This is a genomic window from Streptosporangium sp. CA-115845, assembly GCF_050943795.1.
GTDB lineage: Bacteria > Actinomycetota > Actinomycetes > Streptosporangiales > Streptosporangiaceae > Streptosporangium.
In genome coordinates this window covers 4,785,719-4,802,048 of sequence record NZ_CP191988.1, presented here as the reverse complement: position 1 = coordinate 4,802,048, position 16,330 = coordinate 4,785,719, and the positions used below count along the sequence as shown (strand labels likewise).

16 protein-coding genes are annotated in these 16,330 nt (G+C 67.4%); 8 read left to right on the top strand and 8 right to left on the bottom strand.

The window, feature by feature from the left end; genetic code table 11:
- Positions 1-95 precede the first annotated feature (95 nt).
- Entirely contained in the window at positions 96-452 is a 357-nt protein-coding gene (locus ACQP0P_RS24105) for an ArsR/SmtB family transcription factor (protein ID WP_433381232.1), read from the top strand.
- A gap of 31 nt (positions 453-483) precedes the next feature.
- Here ACQP0P_RS24105 and ACQP0P_RS24100 read toward each other — a convergent pair whose 3' ends face one another.
- Both ACQP0P_RS24100 and ACQP0P_RS24095 read right to left on the bottom strand, forming a co-directional pair.
- Complete coding sequence (locus tag ACQP0P_RS24100) at positions 484-867, bottom strand: ArsR/SmtB family transcription factor (protein ID WP_433381229.1); 384 nt, start codon at positions 865-867, stop codon at positions 484-486.
- A gap of 120 nt (positions 868-987) precedes the next feature.
- The gene (locus tag ACQP0P_RS24095; RefSeq protein ID WP_433381226.1) at positions 988-1,146 is read right to left on the bottom strand and encodes a hypothetical protein; all 159 of its coding nucleotides are present in this window, start codon (positions 1,144-1,146) and stop codon (positions 988-990) included.
- Between the two features lie 237 nt (positions 1,147-1,383).
- Here ACQP0P_RS24095 and ACQP0P_RS24090 point away from each other — a divergent pair, with 237 nt between their 5' ends.
- From ACQP0P_RS24090 to ACQP0P_RS24075, 4 genes are all read left to right on the top strand, one after another.
- Positions 1,384-2,148 carry a class I SAM-dependent DNA methyltransferase gene (locus tag ACQP0P_RS24090; protein WP_433381223.1) on the top strand — a complete coding sequence of 255 codons (765 nt, stop codon included), beginning with the start codon at positions 1,384-1,386 and terminating at the stop codon, positions 2,146-2,148.
- A 516-nt stretch (positions 2,149-2,664) separates the two neighbouring features.
- Positions 2,665-5,262 carry a rifamycin-inactivating phosphotransferase gene (rph, locus tag ACQP0P_RS24085; protein WP_433382038.1) on the top strand — a complete coding sequence of 866 codons (2,598 nt, stop codon included), beginning with the start codon at positions 2,665-2,667 and terminating at the stop codon, positions 5,260-5,262.
- 490 nt (positions 5,263-5,752) lie between these two features.
- Positions 5,753-6,094 carry a YciI family protein gene (locus ACQP0P_RS24080; RefSeq protein WP_433381220.1) on the top strand — a complete coding sequence of 114 codons (342 nt, stop codon included), beginning with the start codon at positions 5,753-5,755 and terminating at the stop codon, positions 6,092-6,094.
- Between the two features lie 32 nt (positions 6,095-6,126).
- A complete protein-coding gene (locus ACQP0P_RS24075; RefSeq protein ID WP_433381217.1) occupies positions 6,127-7,293 on the top strand; it encodes an RNA polymerase sigma factor in 1,167 nt (388 codons plus the stop codon).
- Between the two features lie 362 nt (positions 7,294-7,655).
- On the opposite strand, the gene ACQP0P_RS24070 is transcribed toward ACQP0P_RS24075, so the two are convergent.
- The 3 genes from ACQP0P_RS24070 to ACQP0P_RS24060 are packed head-to-tail and all read right to left on the bottom strand — an operon-like array spanning position 7,656 to position 9,855.
- Positions 7,656-8,618: an ABC transporter permease gene (locus ACQP0P_RS24070; protein ID WP_433381214.1), complete on the bottom strand. Its 963-nt coding sequence runs from the start codon at positions 8,616-8,618 to the stop codon at positions 7,656-7,658.
- Complete coding sequence (locus ACQP0P_RS24065; protein WP_433381211.1) at positions 8,615-9,457, bottom strand: ABC transporter ATP-binding protein; 843 nt, start codon at positions 9,455-9,457, stop codon at positions 8,615-8,617. The genes ACQP0P_RS24070 and ACQP0P_RS24065 overlap by 4 nt, the downstream gene beginning before the upstream one ends.
- The gene (locus ACQP0P_RS24060; protein WP_433381208.1) at positions 9,454-9,855 is read right to left on the bottom strand and encodes a GntR family transcriptional regulator; all 402 of its coding nucleotides are present in this window, start codon (positions 9,853-9,855) and stop codon (positions 9,454-9,456) included. Before ACQP0P_RS24060 ends, ACQP0P_RS24065 begins: the two co-directional genes overlap by 4 nt.
- 941 nt (positions 9,856-10,796) lie before the next feature.
- Between ACQP0P_RS24060 and ACQP0P_RS24055 the strand changes: the two genes are divergently transcribed.
- Positions 10,797-11,402: an RNA-guided endonuclease InsQ/TnpB family protein gene (locus ACQP0P_RS24055; RefSeq protein ID WP_433381205.1), complete on the top strand. Its 606-nt coding sequence runs from the start codon at positions 10,797-10,799 to the stop codon at positions 11,400-11,402.
- 67 nt (positions 11,403-11,469) lie between these two features.
- On the opposite strand, the gene ACQP0P_RS24050 is transcribed toward ACQP0P_RS24055, so the two are convergent.
- Complete coding sequence (locus ACQP0P_RS24050) at positions 11,470-12,621, bottom strand: cysteine desulfurase family protein (RefSeq protein WP_433381202.1); 1,152 nt, start codon at positions 12,619-12,621, stop codon at positions 11,470-11,472.
- Positions 12,622-12,631: 10 nt separating this feature from the next.
- Positions 12,632-13,291: an ArsR/SmtB family transcription factor gene (locus tag ACQP0P_RS24045; protein ID WP_433381199.1), complete on the bottom strand. Its 660-nt coding sequence runs from the start codon at positions 13,289-13,291 to the stop codon at positions 12,632-12,634.
- A gap of 58 nt (positions 13,292-13,349) precedes the next feature.
- Between ACQP0P_RS24045 and ACQP0P_RS24040 the strand changes: the two genes are divergently transcribed.
- Both ACQP0P_RS24040 and ACQP0P_RS24035 read left to right on the top strand, forming a co-directional pair.
- Positions 13,350-14,684, top strand: coding sequence for an MBL fold metallo-hydrolase (locus tag ACQP0P_RS24040; protein ID WP_433381196.1), 1,335 nt, complete (start codon positions 13,350-13,352; stop codon positions 14,682-14,684).
- Positions 14,681-15,904 (top strand): MFS transporter, encoded by a 1,224-nt coding sequence (locus tag ACQP0P_RS24035; protein WP_433381193.1) that lies wholly within the window; start codon positions 14,681-14,683, stop codon positions 15,902-15,904. The genes ACQP0P_RS24040 and ACQP0P_RS24035 overlap by 4 nt, the downstream gene beginning before the upstream one ends.
- A gap of 9 nt (positions 15,905-15,913) precedes the next feature.
- On the opposite strand, the gene ACQP0P_RS24030 is transcribed toward ACQP0P_RS24035, so the two are convergent.
- Positions 15,914-16,255: a YciI family protein gene (locus tag ACQP0P_RS24030; RefSeq protein WP_433381190.1), complete on the bottom strand. Its 342-nt coding sequence runs from the start codon at positions 16,253-16,255 to the stop codon at positions 15,914-15,916.
- Between the last annotated feature and the right edge of the window lie 75 nt (positions 16,256-16,330).

Genomic DNA, 16,330 nt, shown 5'->3' with positions numbered 1-16,330 from the left:
GCTTCGGTACGGCGTGATGGTGGTACGTACCGTATGCCTGGGCGTGTCGACACATCACCGTTGTCGCCCGTGTAGAAGCCTGTCAATGTAGGCGTATGTCGAAACAAGCGTGCCCGCGAGTGGAGATCTGCTGTCCGCCTCTCGCGGTGGCGCCGATAGACATCGACCAGGCGGCGGAGGTGGCAACCACCTTCAAAGCCCTGTCCGACCCGGTGCGGGTGCGACTGCTGTCGTTGATCGCCTCCCATCCCGGCGGCGAGGCGTACGTCAACACCCTCATCTCGGCGTTCGACCTGACCGGCCCCACGATCTCCCACCACCTCAAAGTGCTGCGCGAGGCCGGGCTCATCGGCTGCGAACGGAGAGGGACATGGGTCTTCTACTGGGTGGTGCCCGCCGCCCTGGAGCGCCTGAGCGAGGTGCTCACCGTGCCGACCCAGGTGACCTCCTGACCAACCCGCCAACCGGCCCGGCACTTTCCGCTCACCGTGCGGGAAGGGCCATGTCCGAGGCGGCGAGCAGGGCCGAGAGTTGGTACATGCGCTCGCGCATCGGCCGGTAGTACACCCAGGTACCTCTCCGCTCATGATCTACCAGACCGGCCTCACGCAGCAGTTTGAGGTGATAGGAGATCGTTGGAGCCGCCACGTCGAACAGGGTGGTCAGGTCGCACACGCACACCTCGCCATCGGGATGAGCGGAGATCAACGACAGCAGCCGTAGCCGCACCGGATCACCCAGGGCTTTGAACATCTTGGCCATGTCGACCGCATGCCCGGGATCCAGCGGCACGGCCTCCAGCGGAGCGCAGCACCCTTGCGATGGCGAGACGTCTACCGGCTCCGGCGTCACTCCGATCTTCGACATATCTCTATATTGACATCTGTCTAACTGCTGGGCAAGCCGCTTCGGACCGGCCGTCGCCATCACCGCCGAATTCAACGACCGGCCCCGCCGGATCCACCGCTTTCAAAACCCCGCCGAGGTCTACGCCGACCTCACCAAAGACGGTGACGCGTTGACCGGCACACTCTCCAGGTCGGCCTGCACACCCGTGATGCTCGACACCTTGCTCACCTCGGCCGTGACAGCGGAGACGCAGTGGCCGCGGGTCATGCCCTCAACCTGGCAGGCGGTGGTAATCACGACGATCTCCCTTCCAGATCGAGCAGACACCTTTCCCGTTCCTCGGCCTGGTCCTCGATCAGGCCATCGGCGCCGGAATATCGAACGCTCGCCGATCTGACAGGCCGCGACAGGGCCCTCTCAGCGATGATCGTTGACACTACCCAGTAGTTCGATGATCATATAAATAAGGTTTTCTCGAATCAAGGATCCGCATGCACCTCTGATACAGACGCCCGCCACGAAAGGGATCACGTTGTGACGACCGAGGCATACGTCGACCTGCACGCCAAGATCTACGACGAGTTCTGGAGCTTCTACCCCGGCAAAATCGCCAGAGCACTCCTGCGACTCCACCAGGCGGTCATGCCGGATTCCGAGCGCCGCGCGCTCGACGTGGGATGCGGCACCGGCATCGTGGCCGCTCGGTTCCTCAAGGAGGGATACCGGATCACCGGCCTGGACCTGTCGAAGGCCATGCTGGACCGGGCACACAAGCGGTTCCAAGACGCCCAGGACCGGGTCACCCTGATCCACGCCGACGCCACCGACTTCACCGTACCCGCGCCGGTCCCCTTCGCCTTCTCCACCTACGACATCCCCAACCACCTAACAGACCTCGACCAGGTCGGCTCCTACCTACGTGCCGTCTACCGCGCTGTGGAGCCCGGCGGCATGTTCGCCTTCGACCTGACCACCGCCAAGGGACTGGAGGCGATGAACCGAATCTGGATCAAAGACGAGGAATCCACGATGTTCCTGTTCCGCGGCGTCATGAATCAGCAGGAAGGACGCGGGTTCTTCCGGATCTCCGGGGTCGTGCGCGCCGACGACGGCCGCTATGACAGGTTCGAATCCACGATCGTCAACACCGCCCACGCGGTCAGCGACGTGGTCGACCTCATGAAGGACGCCGGCTGGAGCGACTGCCGCGTCGCGACGCCCGACCGACCGCTCGCCCAGGCCGAACGGCCCGAAGATGAGGACCGAGTACTTTTCGTGGCCCGCAAGAACGCAGCCTGAAACGGTCTCTTGGCGGACTCAGGGGACGAGGCATGCCTGCAAGCCTTCCGCGCGAACATCGCGAAGCTCTTTCCCAGCGTGAAAGTCGAGGTCGAATCGGTCTACCTCACTGACGATCCCGCAGTGCCCACCATGCGGGGAGCGCAGAGACAACACCGGACCGGGTACGGCCACCACGACAAGACCACCGCCCGTCTCCTCAGAGAAGGCGGTGGAGCATGGAACGTCACCATCAGACCCAACGGGAACGACAACTCGCGACAGTTGAATAGCCGACTCCACCGGTAAACCGCGAATTGGCGACTCTATTCGGGGCGTCATCGAACTGTGGGTGATCAGCGGCGATAAGGCGGCCCGGGATGCCGGTGTGGGCGAGGTCGGGTCGGGCTGCGCGCGCCGCTCCCGCCACTTTCACCTTATATCAGATTCGCGCGTCTCATGAGGCGCCAGAAAGTGCTTCATACTTGCCCGTTGCGAACCGTCCCGACGAACGATGGAGCAACGGAATTGGGCTACGTGCTGGGTTTCGAGGAGATCGACTCGACGAATATCGCAGACGTCGGCGGAAAAGGGGCGCACCTGGGCGAGCTCTCGCGAATCAACGGCATCCGCGTGCCGGATGGCTTCTGCGTCACGACAGACGCCTTCCAGCGGGTCGTGGCCGAGGCGCCGTCGATCGACGCTCAGCTTGACCTGCTGTCGCGCGTGAAACCGGACGACCGCGCGGCGATCCGCACCCTGAGCGCCGATATCCGCCGCGTCGTCGAAGGCGTCGCGGTTCCCGACGACCTTGTGGCGGCGATCAGCGAATCGCTCGCCCGGCTCGGGGAGCAAGCCTCCTACGCGGTGCGTTCCAGCGCGACGGCCGAGGACCTGCCGACCGCGTCCTTCGCCGGCCAGCAGGACTCGTACCTGAACATCGTGGGCCTGCCGGCGATCCTTCGGCACGTCCGAAGGTGCTGGGCCTCGCTGTTCACCGAGCGGGCGGTGACCTACCGGCGCCGTAACGGCTTTGACCACCGCAAGGTACGGATGGCCGTGGTCGTACAGCAGATGGTGCTCCCGGACGCGGCCGGGATCCTCTTCACCGCGGACCCCGTGACCTCGAACCGGAAGATCGCCACTGTGGAGGCCGGTTGGGGGCTCGGCGAGGCGCTTGTCTCCGGTCTGGTCGCCGGGGACGTCTACACGGTGCGCGACGATCAGGTCGTCACCACAGCGGTCGCCACCAAGCAGCGGTTCGTCCAGGCGTCGCCGGGAGGCGGTACCCAGGACGCACCCATCGAACCGCGGCGGCAGACGCGGCCGGCGCTGACGGATGCGCAGGTCGTGTGCCTGGCGCGACTGGGCCGGCGCATCGAAGCACACTTCGGCAGGCCTCAGGACATCGAATGGTGCCTGGCCGGCGATGACTTCCACATCGTCCAGAGCCGGCCGATCACCACCCTGTTCCCCGTCCCCAGGACCGATGACCAAGAGAACCATGTCTACGTCTCCGTCGGTCACCAGCAGATGATGACCGACGCGATGAAGCCGCTGGGGCTCTCCCTGTGGCAGCTGACGACCCCACGGCCGATGCACGAGGCGGGCGGACGGTTGTTCGTCGACGTAGCCCCCGTCCTGGCGACGCCCGCGGGTCGCGCGAACCTCCTCGGGACCCTGGGGAGTTCCGACCCGCTGATTCGGGACGCGCTACAGACCGTCCTCGACCGCGGCGACTTCATCCGCTCGCTTCCGGACGAAGGTTCCATCGCCGCACCCGCCGGTGACTCACCCGCCCCGATCAAGACCGATCCGGCCGTTGTCACCCAGCTGATCCGACACAGCCAGGCGTCCGTCGCCACCCTGCGGAGCGAGATCCGGACTCTGTCCGGGCCGGCGCTGCTCGACTTCATCCTGGCCGACATCGCAGAGCTGAAGCGCGCCCTGTTCTCGCCACAGAGCCACCAGGTGATCATGGCGGCGATGGAGGCGACATGGTGGCTCAATGACCACCTCAAGGCGTGGCTGGGCGAGAAGAACGCGGCCGACGCACTCACGCAATCCGTCCCCCACAACGTCACGTCGGAGATGGGGCTGGCGCTCCTCGACGTCGCGGACACGATCCGACCGCACACGGACGTCGTGACGTTCTTGCACCGCGTCGTGGACGAAGGCCGGGAGGGCGACGGCTTCCTGAACGAGCTGGCCGGGCTGGCCGGCGGACGGGAAGCACATGACGCCATCCGGGGCTACCTCGACGAGTACGGCATGCGCTGCGCAGGCGAGATCGACGTCACCAGAACACGCTGGAGCGAGCATCCCGCCACGCTCGTACCCACCCTCCTCGGCAACATCAAGAACTTCGAGCCGGGCGCCGGCAAACGACACTTCGAACAAGGACGCCTGGAGTCACGACGGAAAGAACAGGAACTTCTGACGCGATTGCGCGCCCTGCCCCACGGGGAGCAGAAGGCCGAGGAGACCAAGCGGATGATCGACCGCGTCCGCACCTTCGCCGGATACCGGGAGTACCCCAAGTACGGCATGGTCAGCCGCTACTTCGCCTACAAGCAGGCGTTGCTGCGGGAAGCCGATCGCCTCGTCCGCTCCGGCACCCTGCGTGAGAAAGAGGACATCTTCTTCCTCCGGTTCGCGGAGTTGCAAGAAGTCGTACGTACCGACGACGTGGACGCCGAACTCATTCTGGAAAGGCGGGAGGCGTTCCGGTTCTACGAGGCGCTCACACCGCCCCGGGTCCTCACATCGGACGGCGAGGTCATCACCGGCCGGTATCGGCGTGACGACGCCCCGCCCGGCGCGCTGGCCGGCCTCCCGGTCTCGGCCGGGACCGTCGAGGGCCGTGCCCGTGTCGTCATGGACATGGCGCAGGCCGACCTTGAGGCGGGCGACATCCTGGTCACCGCCTACACCGACCCCGGCTGGACCCCCCTGTTCGTCACCGTCGCCGGACTGGTGACGGAGGTGGGCGGCCTTATGACGCACGGGGCGGTGATCGCGCGGGAGTACGGCTTGCCGGCCGTTGTGGGTGTGGAGCAGGCCACCCGGCTGATCAGGGACGGACAGCGGATCCGCGTTCACGGAACCGACGGGTACGTCCAGATCCTCGCCTGAACCGCCGCCTCGGACCCGGGACTCCGGCACTCAAGGCGGGCCGTCTTCGGCACCCGATCACCGGGCCTGAGGTCATGTCTGTGCTGACCGCGGACGGTTGCGGAGAGCGCGCAGATCCGCTCGTTCTCACGGCACGAGGAGTCATGCCTCCAGGCACGGCGCCAGGGCATGTACCGCAGCCGTGGCCGGCAGGACGGCGAGCGACCAGGCCGGTGGCGGCTACCACGGCGTCCGGACCTCGACGGTGTCCGTGGCCAGACTCAGCACGAGCGCGGATGCAGTGGGCAGGACGGCGAGCGTGAGCGAAGCATGCACCACAGGCGCCGCCTACTGCACCTACAGTTGTCATTGATAACTCAGCGTATGCGGAGTCAGTGGCCCACCCTTGAGCGGGGGCAGTACGGCGAATCACTGGAGACTCGGTTTCGGCCCTCTCTAGATGTCGTATCGGAAGGGCCGCTGTTCGTCTCATGGGTAGGAGGTGGTTCACGTGAAGTACGTGTTGATGTTCATAGAGACGGAGCAGTACCGCAAGGACTGGGAGGCAAAGGACCAGTCCGAGCGCGATGCGGCGTTCGAGGCGGTCGGCCGCTGGTTCGCCGAGCAAGGAGCGAAGATCACGCACAGCACACAGCTGCAGCCCGCCCACGCCGCGACCACGTTGCGCCTGGGGGGCGGAGGCGAGCCGGTCATGACCGACGGACCCTTCATGGAAGGCAAGGAAGTCGTCAGCGGCTATGTGGAGGCCGAGCTAGCCGGCCTGGATGAGGCGCTTCGCATGGCCAAATCGTGGCCGGCCTGCCCTGTCGTGGAGATCCGTCCAGCGTCATGACTGTAGATGGGACACACGAGGCCCTGGCCCGCGTGGTGCGTGAGCACGCGGGCCGGTTGGCCGCGTCCCTCATCTCGCTGCTGGGTGACTTCTCCGCCGCCGAGGATTTGGTGCAGGACGCAGTGGAGACCGCGTTACGGCGCTGGCCGGAGGAGAGCATCCCGGACCGGCCTGACGCCTGGCTGTTCACCGTCGCTCGCAGGCGCGGTCTGGACGCACTGCGCCGTGAGGCCACGTATCGAACCAAGCTGGCCCAGGTGCAGTGGCCGGTACAACCCGAACCGGACGATCGGCTGCGGCTCATCTTCATCTGCTGCCACCCCGCGCTGTCGAGGCCGGCGCAGATCGCGCTGACCTTGCGAATGGTCTGCGGCCTGACGACAGCACAGATCGCTGCGGCCTTCCTCGTGCCCGACTCGACGGTCGCTCAGCGGCTGACACGGGCCAAACGAAAGATCGCTGAGGCGGGCATTCGCTACCGCATGCCGCCGATCGATGAGCTCCCCGAACGGCTGGAACAGGTACTGAAAGTCATATACCTGCTGTTCAACGAGGGTTATCTGGCCAGCGTCGGCGAACGTGTCCACCGGCGGGATCTCGTTGACGACGCAGAATGGCTGGCCGCACTCCTCGTGGGGATGGTGCCGAACGAGCCCGAGCCCGTGGGCCTGCTCGCGCTCATCCGACTGCATCGGGCGCGTGAGACCGCCCGCTTCGATGCCGACGGCGGCCTTGTCCCGCTGCGCGACCAGGACCGAACCTTTTGGGACGGCGACGCCATCGCCGCGGCCATCGCCCTGCTGAGCCGTACGGCACGCGCGCACCAACAGCCTGGTCCCTACCAACTACAGGCAGCGATCGTCGCCTGTCACGCCGAGGCTGAGACCTGGGCGGAGACCGACTGGGACCAGATCGTGGTGCTGTACGACATGCTGCTGTACCTCACACCTTCGCCGGTGACCCGGCTGCACCGCGCTATCGCGGTTCGCTACGTCGATGGGCCGGCGGCCGCCTTGGCCGAGGTGGATCGCCTTGGGGACGTATTGGGCCGGTATCATCTCTTCCACGCCACAAGGGCTGAACTGCTGCGAGGGCTCGGGCACGCGCTGAAGGCGAGAGAGGCTGACGAGCAGGCACTCAAACTAGCTGTCAACCCGGCTCAGCAAGCCCTCCTCGAACAGCGGTTGAACTGGGCCTGAAACTCCCCTCGCCCTGTCGTAGCCTCAGGCATGTTGTCGGCTCATCCGCAGGAGGAAGCTCAGTCATGGCCTGGCCAGACCTGCTTCTGCCCGGCACGGCCGGGCATGCCACATCGATCGAGTTCTCACGCACGACCGTGCTTGACCGCCGGGTCGAGCCGGGCCACCAAGGCAGAGGCGGCGGCGCCCTGGCCGAGGCGGGCGGCCCACAGCCATCCGGGATTGTCGGCGAGGACGTACAGCAGAGATGCGGCGGCGAAGGCGGCCAGACCGCCGAGCAGAACGGGCTTGGCGCCGACGCGGTCGGCGAGCGTGCCGATCCGCCGACCCGCACTGAACCACCTCCTGACAGAACCGGCCCCTCAGCCGGGGCGGCGGAGGGTGCGGCGCACGGCCAGGCCGCCGAGGGCCGCCGACGCGAGCGCCAGGATCCCCGCCTCGGTCCACTGGAAGCGCCAGAACCTGGACGGTGGATGGTAGTACACCGCGTACCGGTAGCCCTTGCCGAACAGGCACGCCTGCCACGCCCTGGCGTTCTTGTCGCTCTGTCCCACGTCCACCCGGCGCGGGCAGCCGCTGTCCGACGGTTCGGCGACCTCCCTCCCGGACGGCTCCACCCAGGCGTGGCTCACCAGCCGGGCGTCGTGATCGTCCAGCATCACGGTGCCAGACAGCTCGGTACGCGCCGGCTCGGCGTAGTGGACGCTCAGCCGGAACAGCATGAACATCGTCACCGCCACCCCGGCCACGACCAGCGCCATCGCGGGCAACGTACGCCGGAACAGGGCGCCGCCCACCGTGCCCAGCGCGAACGCGTACAGCCACCACGCCGCAGGCGCCACGCCGACCATGTTGAACACGCCGATGTTGCCGAAGGTGGAGTCGATGCCCGTCCTGAACACCGGCCGCCACAGGCTCACCATGAGCGACAGCAGCAGCCCACCCGCCACGACCGCTCCACCCAGGACCGACAGCTTGACCGCCAGCCACCGCCACACGGGAACGGCCTGGGTCCAGGCCAGGCGGTGGGTGCCGCGCTCGTACTCGCGGCCGAGCAGTGGCGCGCCCCAGAACGCCCCGATCAGTGCGGGGGCCACCAGGGGCATCCAGCCGAACACCGAGTAGACCGCGTCGTAGCGTTGCCCGAGCGCCACCGCCAGGTCTCCGCACGCCACGGCGGGCCCCGGGCAGCCGGGCGGGGCGTGCTCGGCCACGTACCGGCTCGCCTCCACCGCCGAACCCAGCAGCAGCACCCCCAGCAGCGCCAGGAAGCCCGACGTCACGAGGATCTGTGCCCGGTGCTGGCGCCACGCCACCCAGATCACGCGCTCACCCCCGTCAGACCCGGCAGCGCCGCCGACTCGGGGCTGCGCAGGTAGCCCATGACGAGCTCCTCCAGCCCGGGGCGCCGCGCCTGCCAGCGCGGATCGAGTGGGGGCGTGCCCCTGACCAGCATGCTGACCTGCCTGCCGGTACGGCTCGCGCCCACCACCTGCGTCCCCGCCGCCGATGCCTCGTCCGGCCCGGTGAGCACGAGATGCCCGTCGAGCAGCTCCTCGATGTCACCACTGACCTGCAGCCGACCTCCGTTCAGCACGACCAGCCAGTCGCACGTCTCCTCCAGGTCGGAGACGACGTGCGAGGACAGCAGCACGGTCAGCTCCCGCCCGGCCACCTCCGCCATGATCGAGCGCATCACGTCGTGGCGGGCGAGGGGGTCGAGGTTGGCCAGCGGTTCGTCCAGCACGAGCAGGTCGGGCCGGCAGGCCAGCGCCAGCGTGACCGCCACCTGTGCCTGCTGCCCGCCCGACAGCCCGCTCACCTTCCGCTTCAGCGGGATGCCCAGCCCGGCGAGCCGGTCGGCAGCGGCGTCGTCCCAGTGCCGGTTCATGCGGCGGCCGAAGGTGAGCATTTCAGCGACGGTGAAGCTCTCGTACAGCGGCTTGTCCTGCGCCACGAACGCCGCCTCGCCGGCCACGCGAACGCTTCCCAGCGCGGGCCGTAGCAGGCCGACGGCCGCGTGCATGAGCGTGGTCTTGCCCGCACCGTTGGGCCCGACGAGCGCCGCCACGCGTCCCGTGGGCACGGACAGCGAGCAGTCGCGCAACGCCCACGTACGGCGATAGCGGACCCCCAGCCCGGTCGCCTCCAGCGCGGGACTCATGCCACGCCCTTCTTCGCGGCGTCGGCCAAGACCACGGTGAACAGCACTCGCAGGTCTTCCTGATCGAGCCCGGCCGCGCGGGCGTCGCGCACCCACGCCTCCAGACCACGCCGCAGCCTCGTGTGCTCGGCGAGCGTCGCGCCCGCGATGCCCTGCCGGACGAATGTCCCCATCCCCGGCCGCCCCTCGACCAGCCCTTCGCGCTCCAGCTCCCGGTACGCCTTGAGCACGGTGTTGGGGTTGATGGCCAGGCTCTCGACCACCTCGCGGGCGGTCGGCAACTGGTCACCGGACCGCAGCGTACCGAGCCGGAGCGCCTGTTTGACCTGGTGAACGAGCTGCAGGTACGTCGAAACCCCAGAGCCGCGGTCCAGGTTGAACTCGATCAACCGAAACACCCTTTCGCTATTCGAATAGTGAAAGGGTGTTGGATTCGGTCGCCCGTTGTCAACCCGTGGTCGTCACGCGAACCGCGTTTTCGGGCACTCCCCGTTCGTCGGCTGCCAGACGAATCAGCCGCGGTCGGCGTACCTGCCTAACGTGGCTTAACGACCTTCAAGTGGCTGACTAGCCGGTCCATCTCCTCATCGAGCAGGGTCCAGTTGCCGACCAGCTCGTCTTCATCCAGGTCACGCGCCATCACCGCCGGGACCATCGCCTCCTCTGCCGCGCTGATCGGCTTCGGCTTGGACTCGATCGTCTAGGGCGCGGGCGTGCTCTAAGCCCGGCGGTTTTGCCGTTCGATCGACGATTCCCAGATCGGCTAGTGTGACGTTCCTCACCGGAAGCGCAGATCCACGCCGACCAGGAACACCGGAAGGCCGATCCGGCAGCCTCGGGGGTTGGACCACGCGTTCGCGACCTCCGTTGTGGAACGGAGCACCAGGGTTTTGGTCATGAGCGGGCAGGGGACGGTCAAGCGGCAGCGTGGGCACAAAGCCCGCCTGGAGCTGACTCGTGCCCAGTCGGCGATCTTGGATGAGCAGGCGTCCGCCGCGATCACCGTGTGGAACTGCCTGCGCGCCTACTGGACGCATTTCTCCGGTAAAAGGCCGACCCTGGTCCAGGCCGACCAGGCGATCCGTCAAGCCCGCGTGGACTTCCCGTTCCTGGCGGTGCTGCCCGCCCAGGCCGCCCAGGCCGTTTTGAAGACGTATCGGCAGGCGTGGGAGAACTTCTTCAACCCTGATCACCCCGCCCGGCGGCCCATCTTCAGGTCCAAGAAGGGGCGGCCTCGCTTGGCGGTTGATGTGCCTCAGGCCCGGAATATGCGGATCGTGCGCCTGTCGGCCCGGTGGGGTGCGGTGACCGTGCCGATGGTGGGCCGGGTCCGGTTCCGGTGGACCAAGGACCTGCCCGGCGTTGGGAGGAACTCTCCGGTCGCCGGCGCGCGTCCCGGCCGAAGAAGAGCCGGCCCTCGGGGCGCGAGCGGCGTACCTACGACCAGATCGCCCGGCTGCGCGCGAAAGCCAAGCGCCGAGCCGTCGACTGGCAGCACCGGACCACCACCGAACTCGCCGCCACCTTCGCGGTGATCACGGCGGAGAAGCTCGCGATCCTCAACATGGTCCGCTCGGCCAAGGGCACGATCGAGGCCCCAGGCGGGAACGTCGCCCAGAAGGCGGGGCTGAACCGGGCGATCGCCGGCCAGGCGTGGGGCCGGACCGTCGTGCTGCTCGAATACAAGAGCGCCGACCGGGGCGGACAGGTCGTGAAGGTCCCCGCGCGGGGGACCTCGCAGACCTGTCACCGGTGCGGTCACCGTGACCCCGCGGCCCGCAACGGGACACGGTACGCCTGTACCAACCCCGGGTGCGGTTGGGTCGGGCATGCCGACACCAACGCCGCGATCAACATCAACAACGCCGACGGATCAGCGGTGTCAGGACGTGGAGACCTCGGGACTGCCCGGTCTGCGAAGCGTCAACCCCCGCGCGCCGCTTAACCGCGACGTGACGGGAGAATCCTTGGCCTTCAGGCCGAGGAGGAGGTCAAGTGGGAGCGATGAGTTGTCACGTCGAGGCGGTCACCGCCTTGGCGATCAGCAGGACGGCCTGCCGTAGCTCCTGCTCGGTACTCCAGCGGCCCAGCGACAGGCGAAGCGCGGCGATCGCTCGCTCGGCAGGCAGGTCCATGGCCAGCAGGACGGGCGAGGGGGCGTCGACGCCTTCGTGGCAGGCCGAGCCGGTGGCCGCGGCGAGCTCGGGGATGGTGGCCAGCAGGGACCGGCCGCTGATGCCGTCGATGCTCACGTTCAGCGTGCTTGGCAGGCGCTCGGCCGGGTGGCCGTTGAGGAGGATCCGCCCCGGCAGGGCGGCCTCCAGTTCGGCGTGTAGCAGGTCACGCAAGGAGGCCAGCCGCACGGCGCTGCCCGGCAGCTCGCGGCCGGCGATCTCAGCCGCTTGGCCCAGTGCGGCGATGAAGGCGACGTTCTCGGTGCCGGCGCGCAGTCCCGCCTCCTGCCCGCCTCCGTGGACGACCGGGTCGAGCGGGGTGCCGGAGCGCACGTACAGGGCGCCCACCCCCTTGGGCGCGTACATCTTGTGGCCGACCACGGTCAGCAGGTCCACCCCGAGCGCGGCCACGTCGATGGGCACCTTCCCGACGGCCTGGGCGGCGTCGGTGTGGAACAGCGCCCCCGCGTCGCGGGCGACGGCGGCCAGGTCGGCGATCGGCTGCAGGGTGCCGGTCTCGCTGTTGCCGTAGGCGATCGACACCAATGCGGTCGGCTGCTTCCGTACGGCGGCGCGCAGTTCGCCAGGGTCGGCGCGGCCGTGGCCGTCCATCGGCAGCAGGACGACGGTGAACCCCTCGGCGCGCAGGCTGTCACAGGCGCGCAGCACGGCGGGGTGCTCGGTGGCGAGCGTGACGATTCGCCGTCGGCTGGAGCGCAGGGCGGTGCCGCGGATGGCCAGGGTGTCGGCTTCCGAGCCGCCGCCGGTGAAGACGATCTCTGCTGAGGTGGCGCCGAGCAGTCGCGCCAGCTGGCCGCGGGCGCGGTCCAGCGCCCGGCGCGGTGCGCGTGCGTAATGGTGGCCGCTGGAAGGGTTGCCGAAGTGCGTCGTCAGGTACGGTAACGCCGCCTCCAGCGCCTCGGGGTCGACCGGGGTGGTGGCGTTGTAGTCAAGGTAGATGGGCAGGCCGGCACATGCGGAATGGCTCACGGACTTCTCCTCAGGAGGCCACCGGCAGGCCGGAACTTCGCCACTCGGGAAGGCCGTCCTCAAGCGTTCTGGCGTCATATCCGAACCCGCGCAACAGGCGCACCGCGTTGGGCGCCATGACGCAGAATCGGCCACGGCAGTAGGCCACGATCGTCTTGTCACGCGGCAGCTCGGACAGGCGCGTGGCGACTTGGTCGTGTGGAATGGACAGGGCACCGGGGATGTGTCCTGCTTCGAACTCGGCCTCCGGGCGGACGTCTATGACGAGGACCTCGCCCGCATCCAGCATCTCCGCCAACTGCGGGCGGCTCACCGGCTCCACATCACAGTCATCTCCCAGGTAGTCACGCGCGGCACGCTCGACGTCGGCCAGAGAGAGGGCCGCCAGCACCTTCATTGTCTCAACGAAGGCATGGATCGAGTCATCGGAGAGCCGGTAGAAGACGCGGGTGCCGTCCCGCCTGGCCCTCAGGAGCCCGGTGGAGTACAGCACCTTGAGCTGCGCGGAGGTATTGCTGAGCTTGAGGCCACAAGCCATGGCCAGGTCTTCGACGCTTCGCTCGCCCTGTGCCAGCACGTCGATCAGTTCGAGACGCAGTGGATTGGCCAGCGCTTTCCCCAAGCGAGCGAACTGCTCGTAGAGCTGGGACTTGCGCTCTCGGTCACTCATGCGACATCCTCCAAATAGTTATGGAATATCGTAACAGTTGGCCATAGGTAGGGACATCGTGGGCTTTTCGCCATCGCAGTTGATCCCGCTCGTCGATGAAGGACTCGGCAACACCTCATATCTGGTGGCCTTGGGCGACGGGCGCGCCCTCGCCGTGGACGTTCCCCGAGACCTGCGGGAAGTGCGCCGTGCCGCCGAACATCGTGGCTTGACCATCGCGTTCGCGGCAGACACGCACCTGCACGCCGACTACCTCTCCGGCGCGCTCCAGCTCGCTCACGACGCCGGGGCGACAGTGCTCGCCTCCGCCGCCGGTGAGCGGGACTACCCACACTCAGCGCTCCGCGACGAGGACGAAGTCGACCTGGGCGGGTTGACCCTGCGGGCCCTGGCGACTCCAGGACATACGGCGGAGCACCTGTCCTTCCTCCTTCTGGACGGCGACGCGCCGCTGGGTGTGTTCACCGGCGGGTCCCTGATCGTGGGTGCCGCCGCTCGGACGGACCTCGTGTCACCAGATCAGACCGTCACGCTGGCCCATGCCCAGCACGCCTCCCTGCAGCGGCTGAGCCGACTGCCGGATGAGGTCGGTGTGTGGCCGACGCATGGCGCGGGATCCTTCTGCTCGGCACCTCCCAGTGCCGAGCGCACTTCCACCATCGGCAACGAGAAGCGAAAGAATCCCTTGATGGGGATCGCAGATCCGGAGGTGTTCGCGCGGCGGCTGATCGAGGGGCTTGGCACCTATCCGGCCTATTTCTCCAGGCTGCCGGAGATCAATCGGCGCGGCCCGGGGATTCTCTCCTCCCACGTATCCCTCCGCCCCAGTCACCTCGACGCGGCGCTCGGAGCGGGAGCCATGGTCGTCGACGTCCGTCCCGTCCTGGATTTCGCCCGAGGCCATGTCTCGGGAGCGGTCTCCATCCCGTTGCGCGCGCAGTTCGCAACCTGGCTCGGCTGGGTCGTGCCTGCTTCCCAGCCGTTTGTCGTCGTTCGCAACCCCGAACAGGACCCAGAGGAGATCGTCTGGCAGTCCCTGAAGATCGGCCATGAGAAGTTGATGGGCGAGTTGGTCGATCACTGGCACAGAGCCGCCGGCACGATCGACGTCATCGGCCCTGACCACATCGGTGATACCCAGATCCTGGACGTACGCCAGGCCACCGAGTTCCACAACGGACACCTTCCCGGTGCCCGTCATGTGGAACTCGGCCAACTGGCTGACACTGATCTGGGTGATGAGCCATTGGTGGTCATGTGCGGTCACGGTGAACGTGCGGCCACCGCGGCCAGCCTGCTCCGCCGTACCGGGCATCGTCACGTGGCGATCCTGTCCGGCGGACCAGATGACTGGTCGCGGATCACCAGCCTCCCGCTGGAGCGCGATCAATGACCGATGCAGCTCAGCTTGGGTTGCGCGCCAACCTCGCCCAGTTCGTCCTGCTCGTGGCCGTGAACGCACTGGTCGGCGGCATGCTCGGACAGGAGCGGACCGTCCTGCCGCTACTGGCCGAAGAGACGTTCGCCGTCCAGGCTTACACCGCGATCCTCACTTACATCGTCGCTTTCGGCGCGACCAAGGCGGCGAGCAACTTCTTCGCCGGCACGCTGTCAGATCGCTTCGGCAGGAAGCCGGTTCTGATCGCGGGCTGGCTCGTCGGCCTGCCGATCCCGGTGCTGTTGATCTGGGCACCGAACTGGGAGTGGATCGTCGCAGCCAACGTGCTGCTGGGCATCAACCAAGGGCTGACCTGGTCGACGACGGTCATCATGAAGATCGACCTGGTCGGCCCGCAGCGTCGCGGGCTGGCCATGGGCTTCAACGAGGCGGCCGGCTATGTCGCGGTCGCCATCACCGCGTTGGTCACCGGCTACCTGGCCGAGCGGTATGGCCTACGGCCGGCCCCCTTCCTGCTCGGCCTTTCCTATGCCGCGCTCGGCCTCGGCCTTTCCGTGTTCCTGGTGAAGGAGACACGCGGGCACGCTCGTCTTGAGGGCGGTCTCACCCATGGTGAGGGGCTGCGAACCTGGCAGATCTTTCTCACGACGAGCTTCAAGGATCCGTCCCTGTCAGCGGTAAGCCAGGCAGGCATGGTGAACAACCTCAACGACGGTCTCGCGTGGGGGCTGTTTCCCATCCTCTTCGCCGCAGGCGGCCTCAGTCTGCCGGAAATCGGTCTGCTCACAGCCGTGCTACCCGCTGTTTGGGGCGCCGGCCAGACGATCACCGGCGCAGCCTCCGACCGCATCGGGCGTAAACACCTCATCACAGGCGGCATGCTCGTGCAGGGACTGGCGCTTGTGATGGTCGCCTCGGTAAACGACTTCATAGGCTGGTTGATCGCCGTCGCGTTGATCGGCGTAGGCACCGCGATGGTGTATCCGACCCTGCTTGCCGCCGTGGGCGATGTCGCCCATCCCTCGTGGCGTGCCCGATCTGTAGGCGTCTACCGGCTATGGCGTGATGGGGGCTTCGCGGTAGGCGCCGTGCTCGCCGGGGTGCTGGCAGATCTGTACGGCGTCCGCGCGGCTATCTGGGTGATCGCTGGAATCACCGTGGCCTCCGGCGTAGTGGTCGCAGTACGTATGCGGGAAACTCTGACGCACCGCTGAGTGATCGACTCACGCGATCGCGCGGATCTCGACCAGCGTGTCGAACGGCCAGTTCCGCAGCATGTCGATGGCTTCTTCCAGCCGCGTCACCTCGACCTCGATGTAGCCGCTGACGGCGGCGGACTCGCTCCCGAAGGGACCGTCGACCAAGGATGCCTTCTCGCCCGCCGACCAGCGGAGAGTCGTCGCGGTCACCACCGACCTGAGGTGACGGCTGTGCCGGATGCGATCAGCATGGCGAACGAACCAGCAGCCGATCTGGTCGGATGCCTTGTCCTGCTCATCGTCGCTCATCACTTCCCAGACCGCCTCGGCCGCACCGGCGTCGCGGAACACAAGCGCATATCTCACGTGGGCACCTCCTCATAAGAAGACGAATGAGGAGGGGGACATTTCGACATCTCGGGCGAGAGTTACCAGAGCACG

Bases quoted from the DNA above. Each gene is read 5' to 3' on its own strand.
- ACQP0P_RS24105 (WP_433381232.1), top strand. From the start codon at position 96: ATGTCGAAACAAGCGTGCCCGCGAGTGGAGATCTGCTGTCCGCCTCTC.
- ACQP0P_RS24100 (WP_433381229.1), bottom strand. From the start codon at position 867: ATGTCGAAGATCGGAGTGACGCCGGAGCCGGTAGACGTCTCGCCATCG.
- ACQP0P_RS24065 (WP_433381211.1), bottom strand. From the start codon at position 9,457: ATGAGTCCCGCGCTGGAGGCGACCGGGCTGGGGGTCCGCTATCGCCGT.
- ACQP0P_RS24045 (WP_433381199.1), bottom strand. From the start codon at position 13,291: ATGAGTGACCGAGAGCGCAAGTCCCAGCTCTACGAGCAGTTCGCTCGC.
- ACQP0P_RS24035 (WP_433381193.1), top strand. From the start codon at position 14,681: ATGACCGATGCAGCTCAGCTTGGGTTGCGCGCCAACCTCGCCCAGTTC.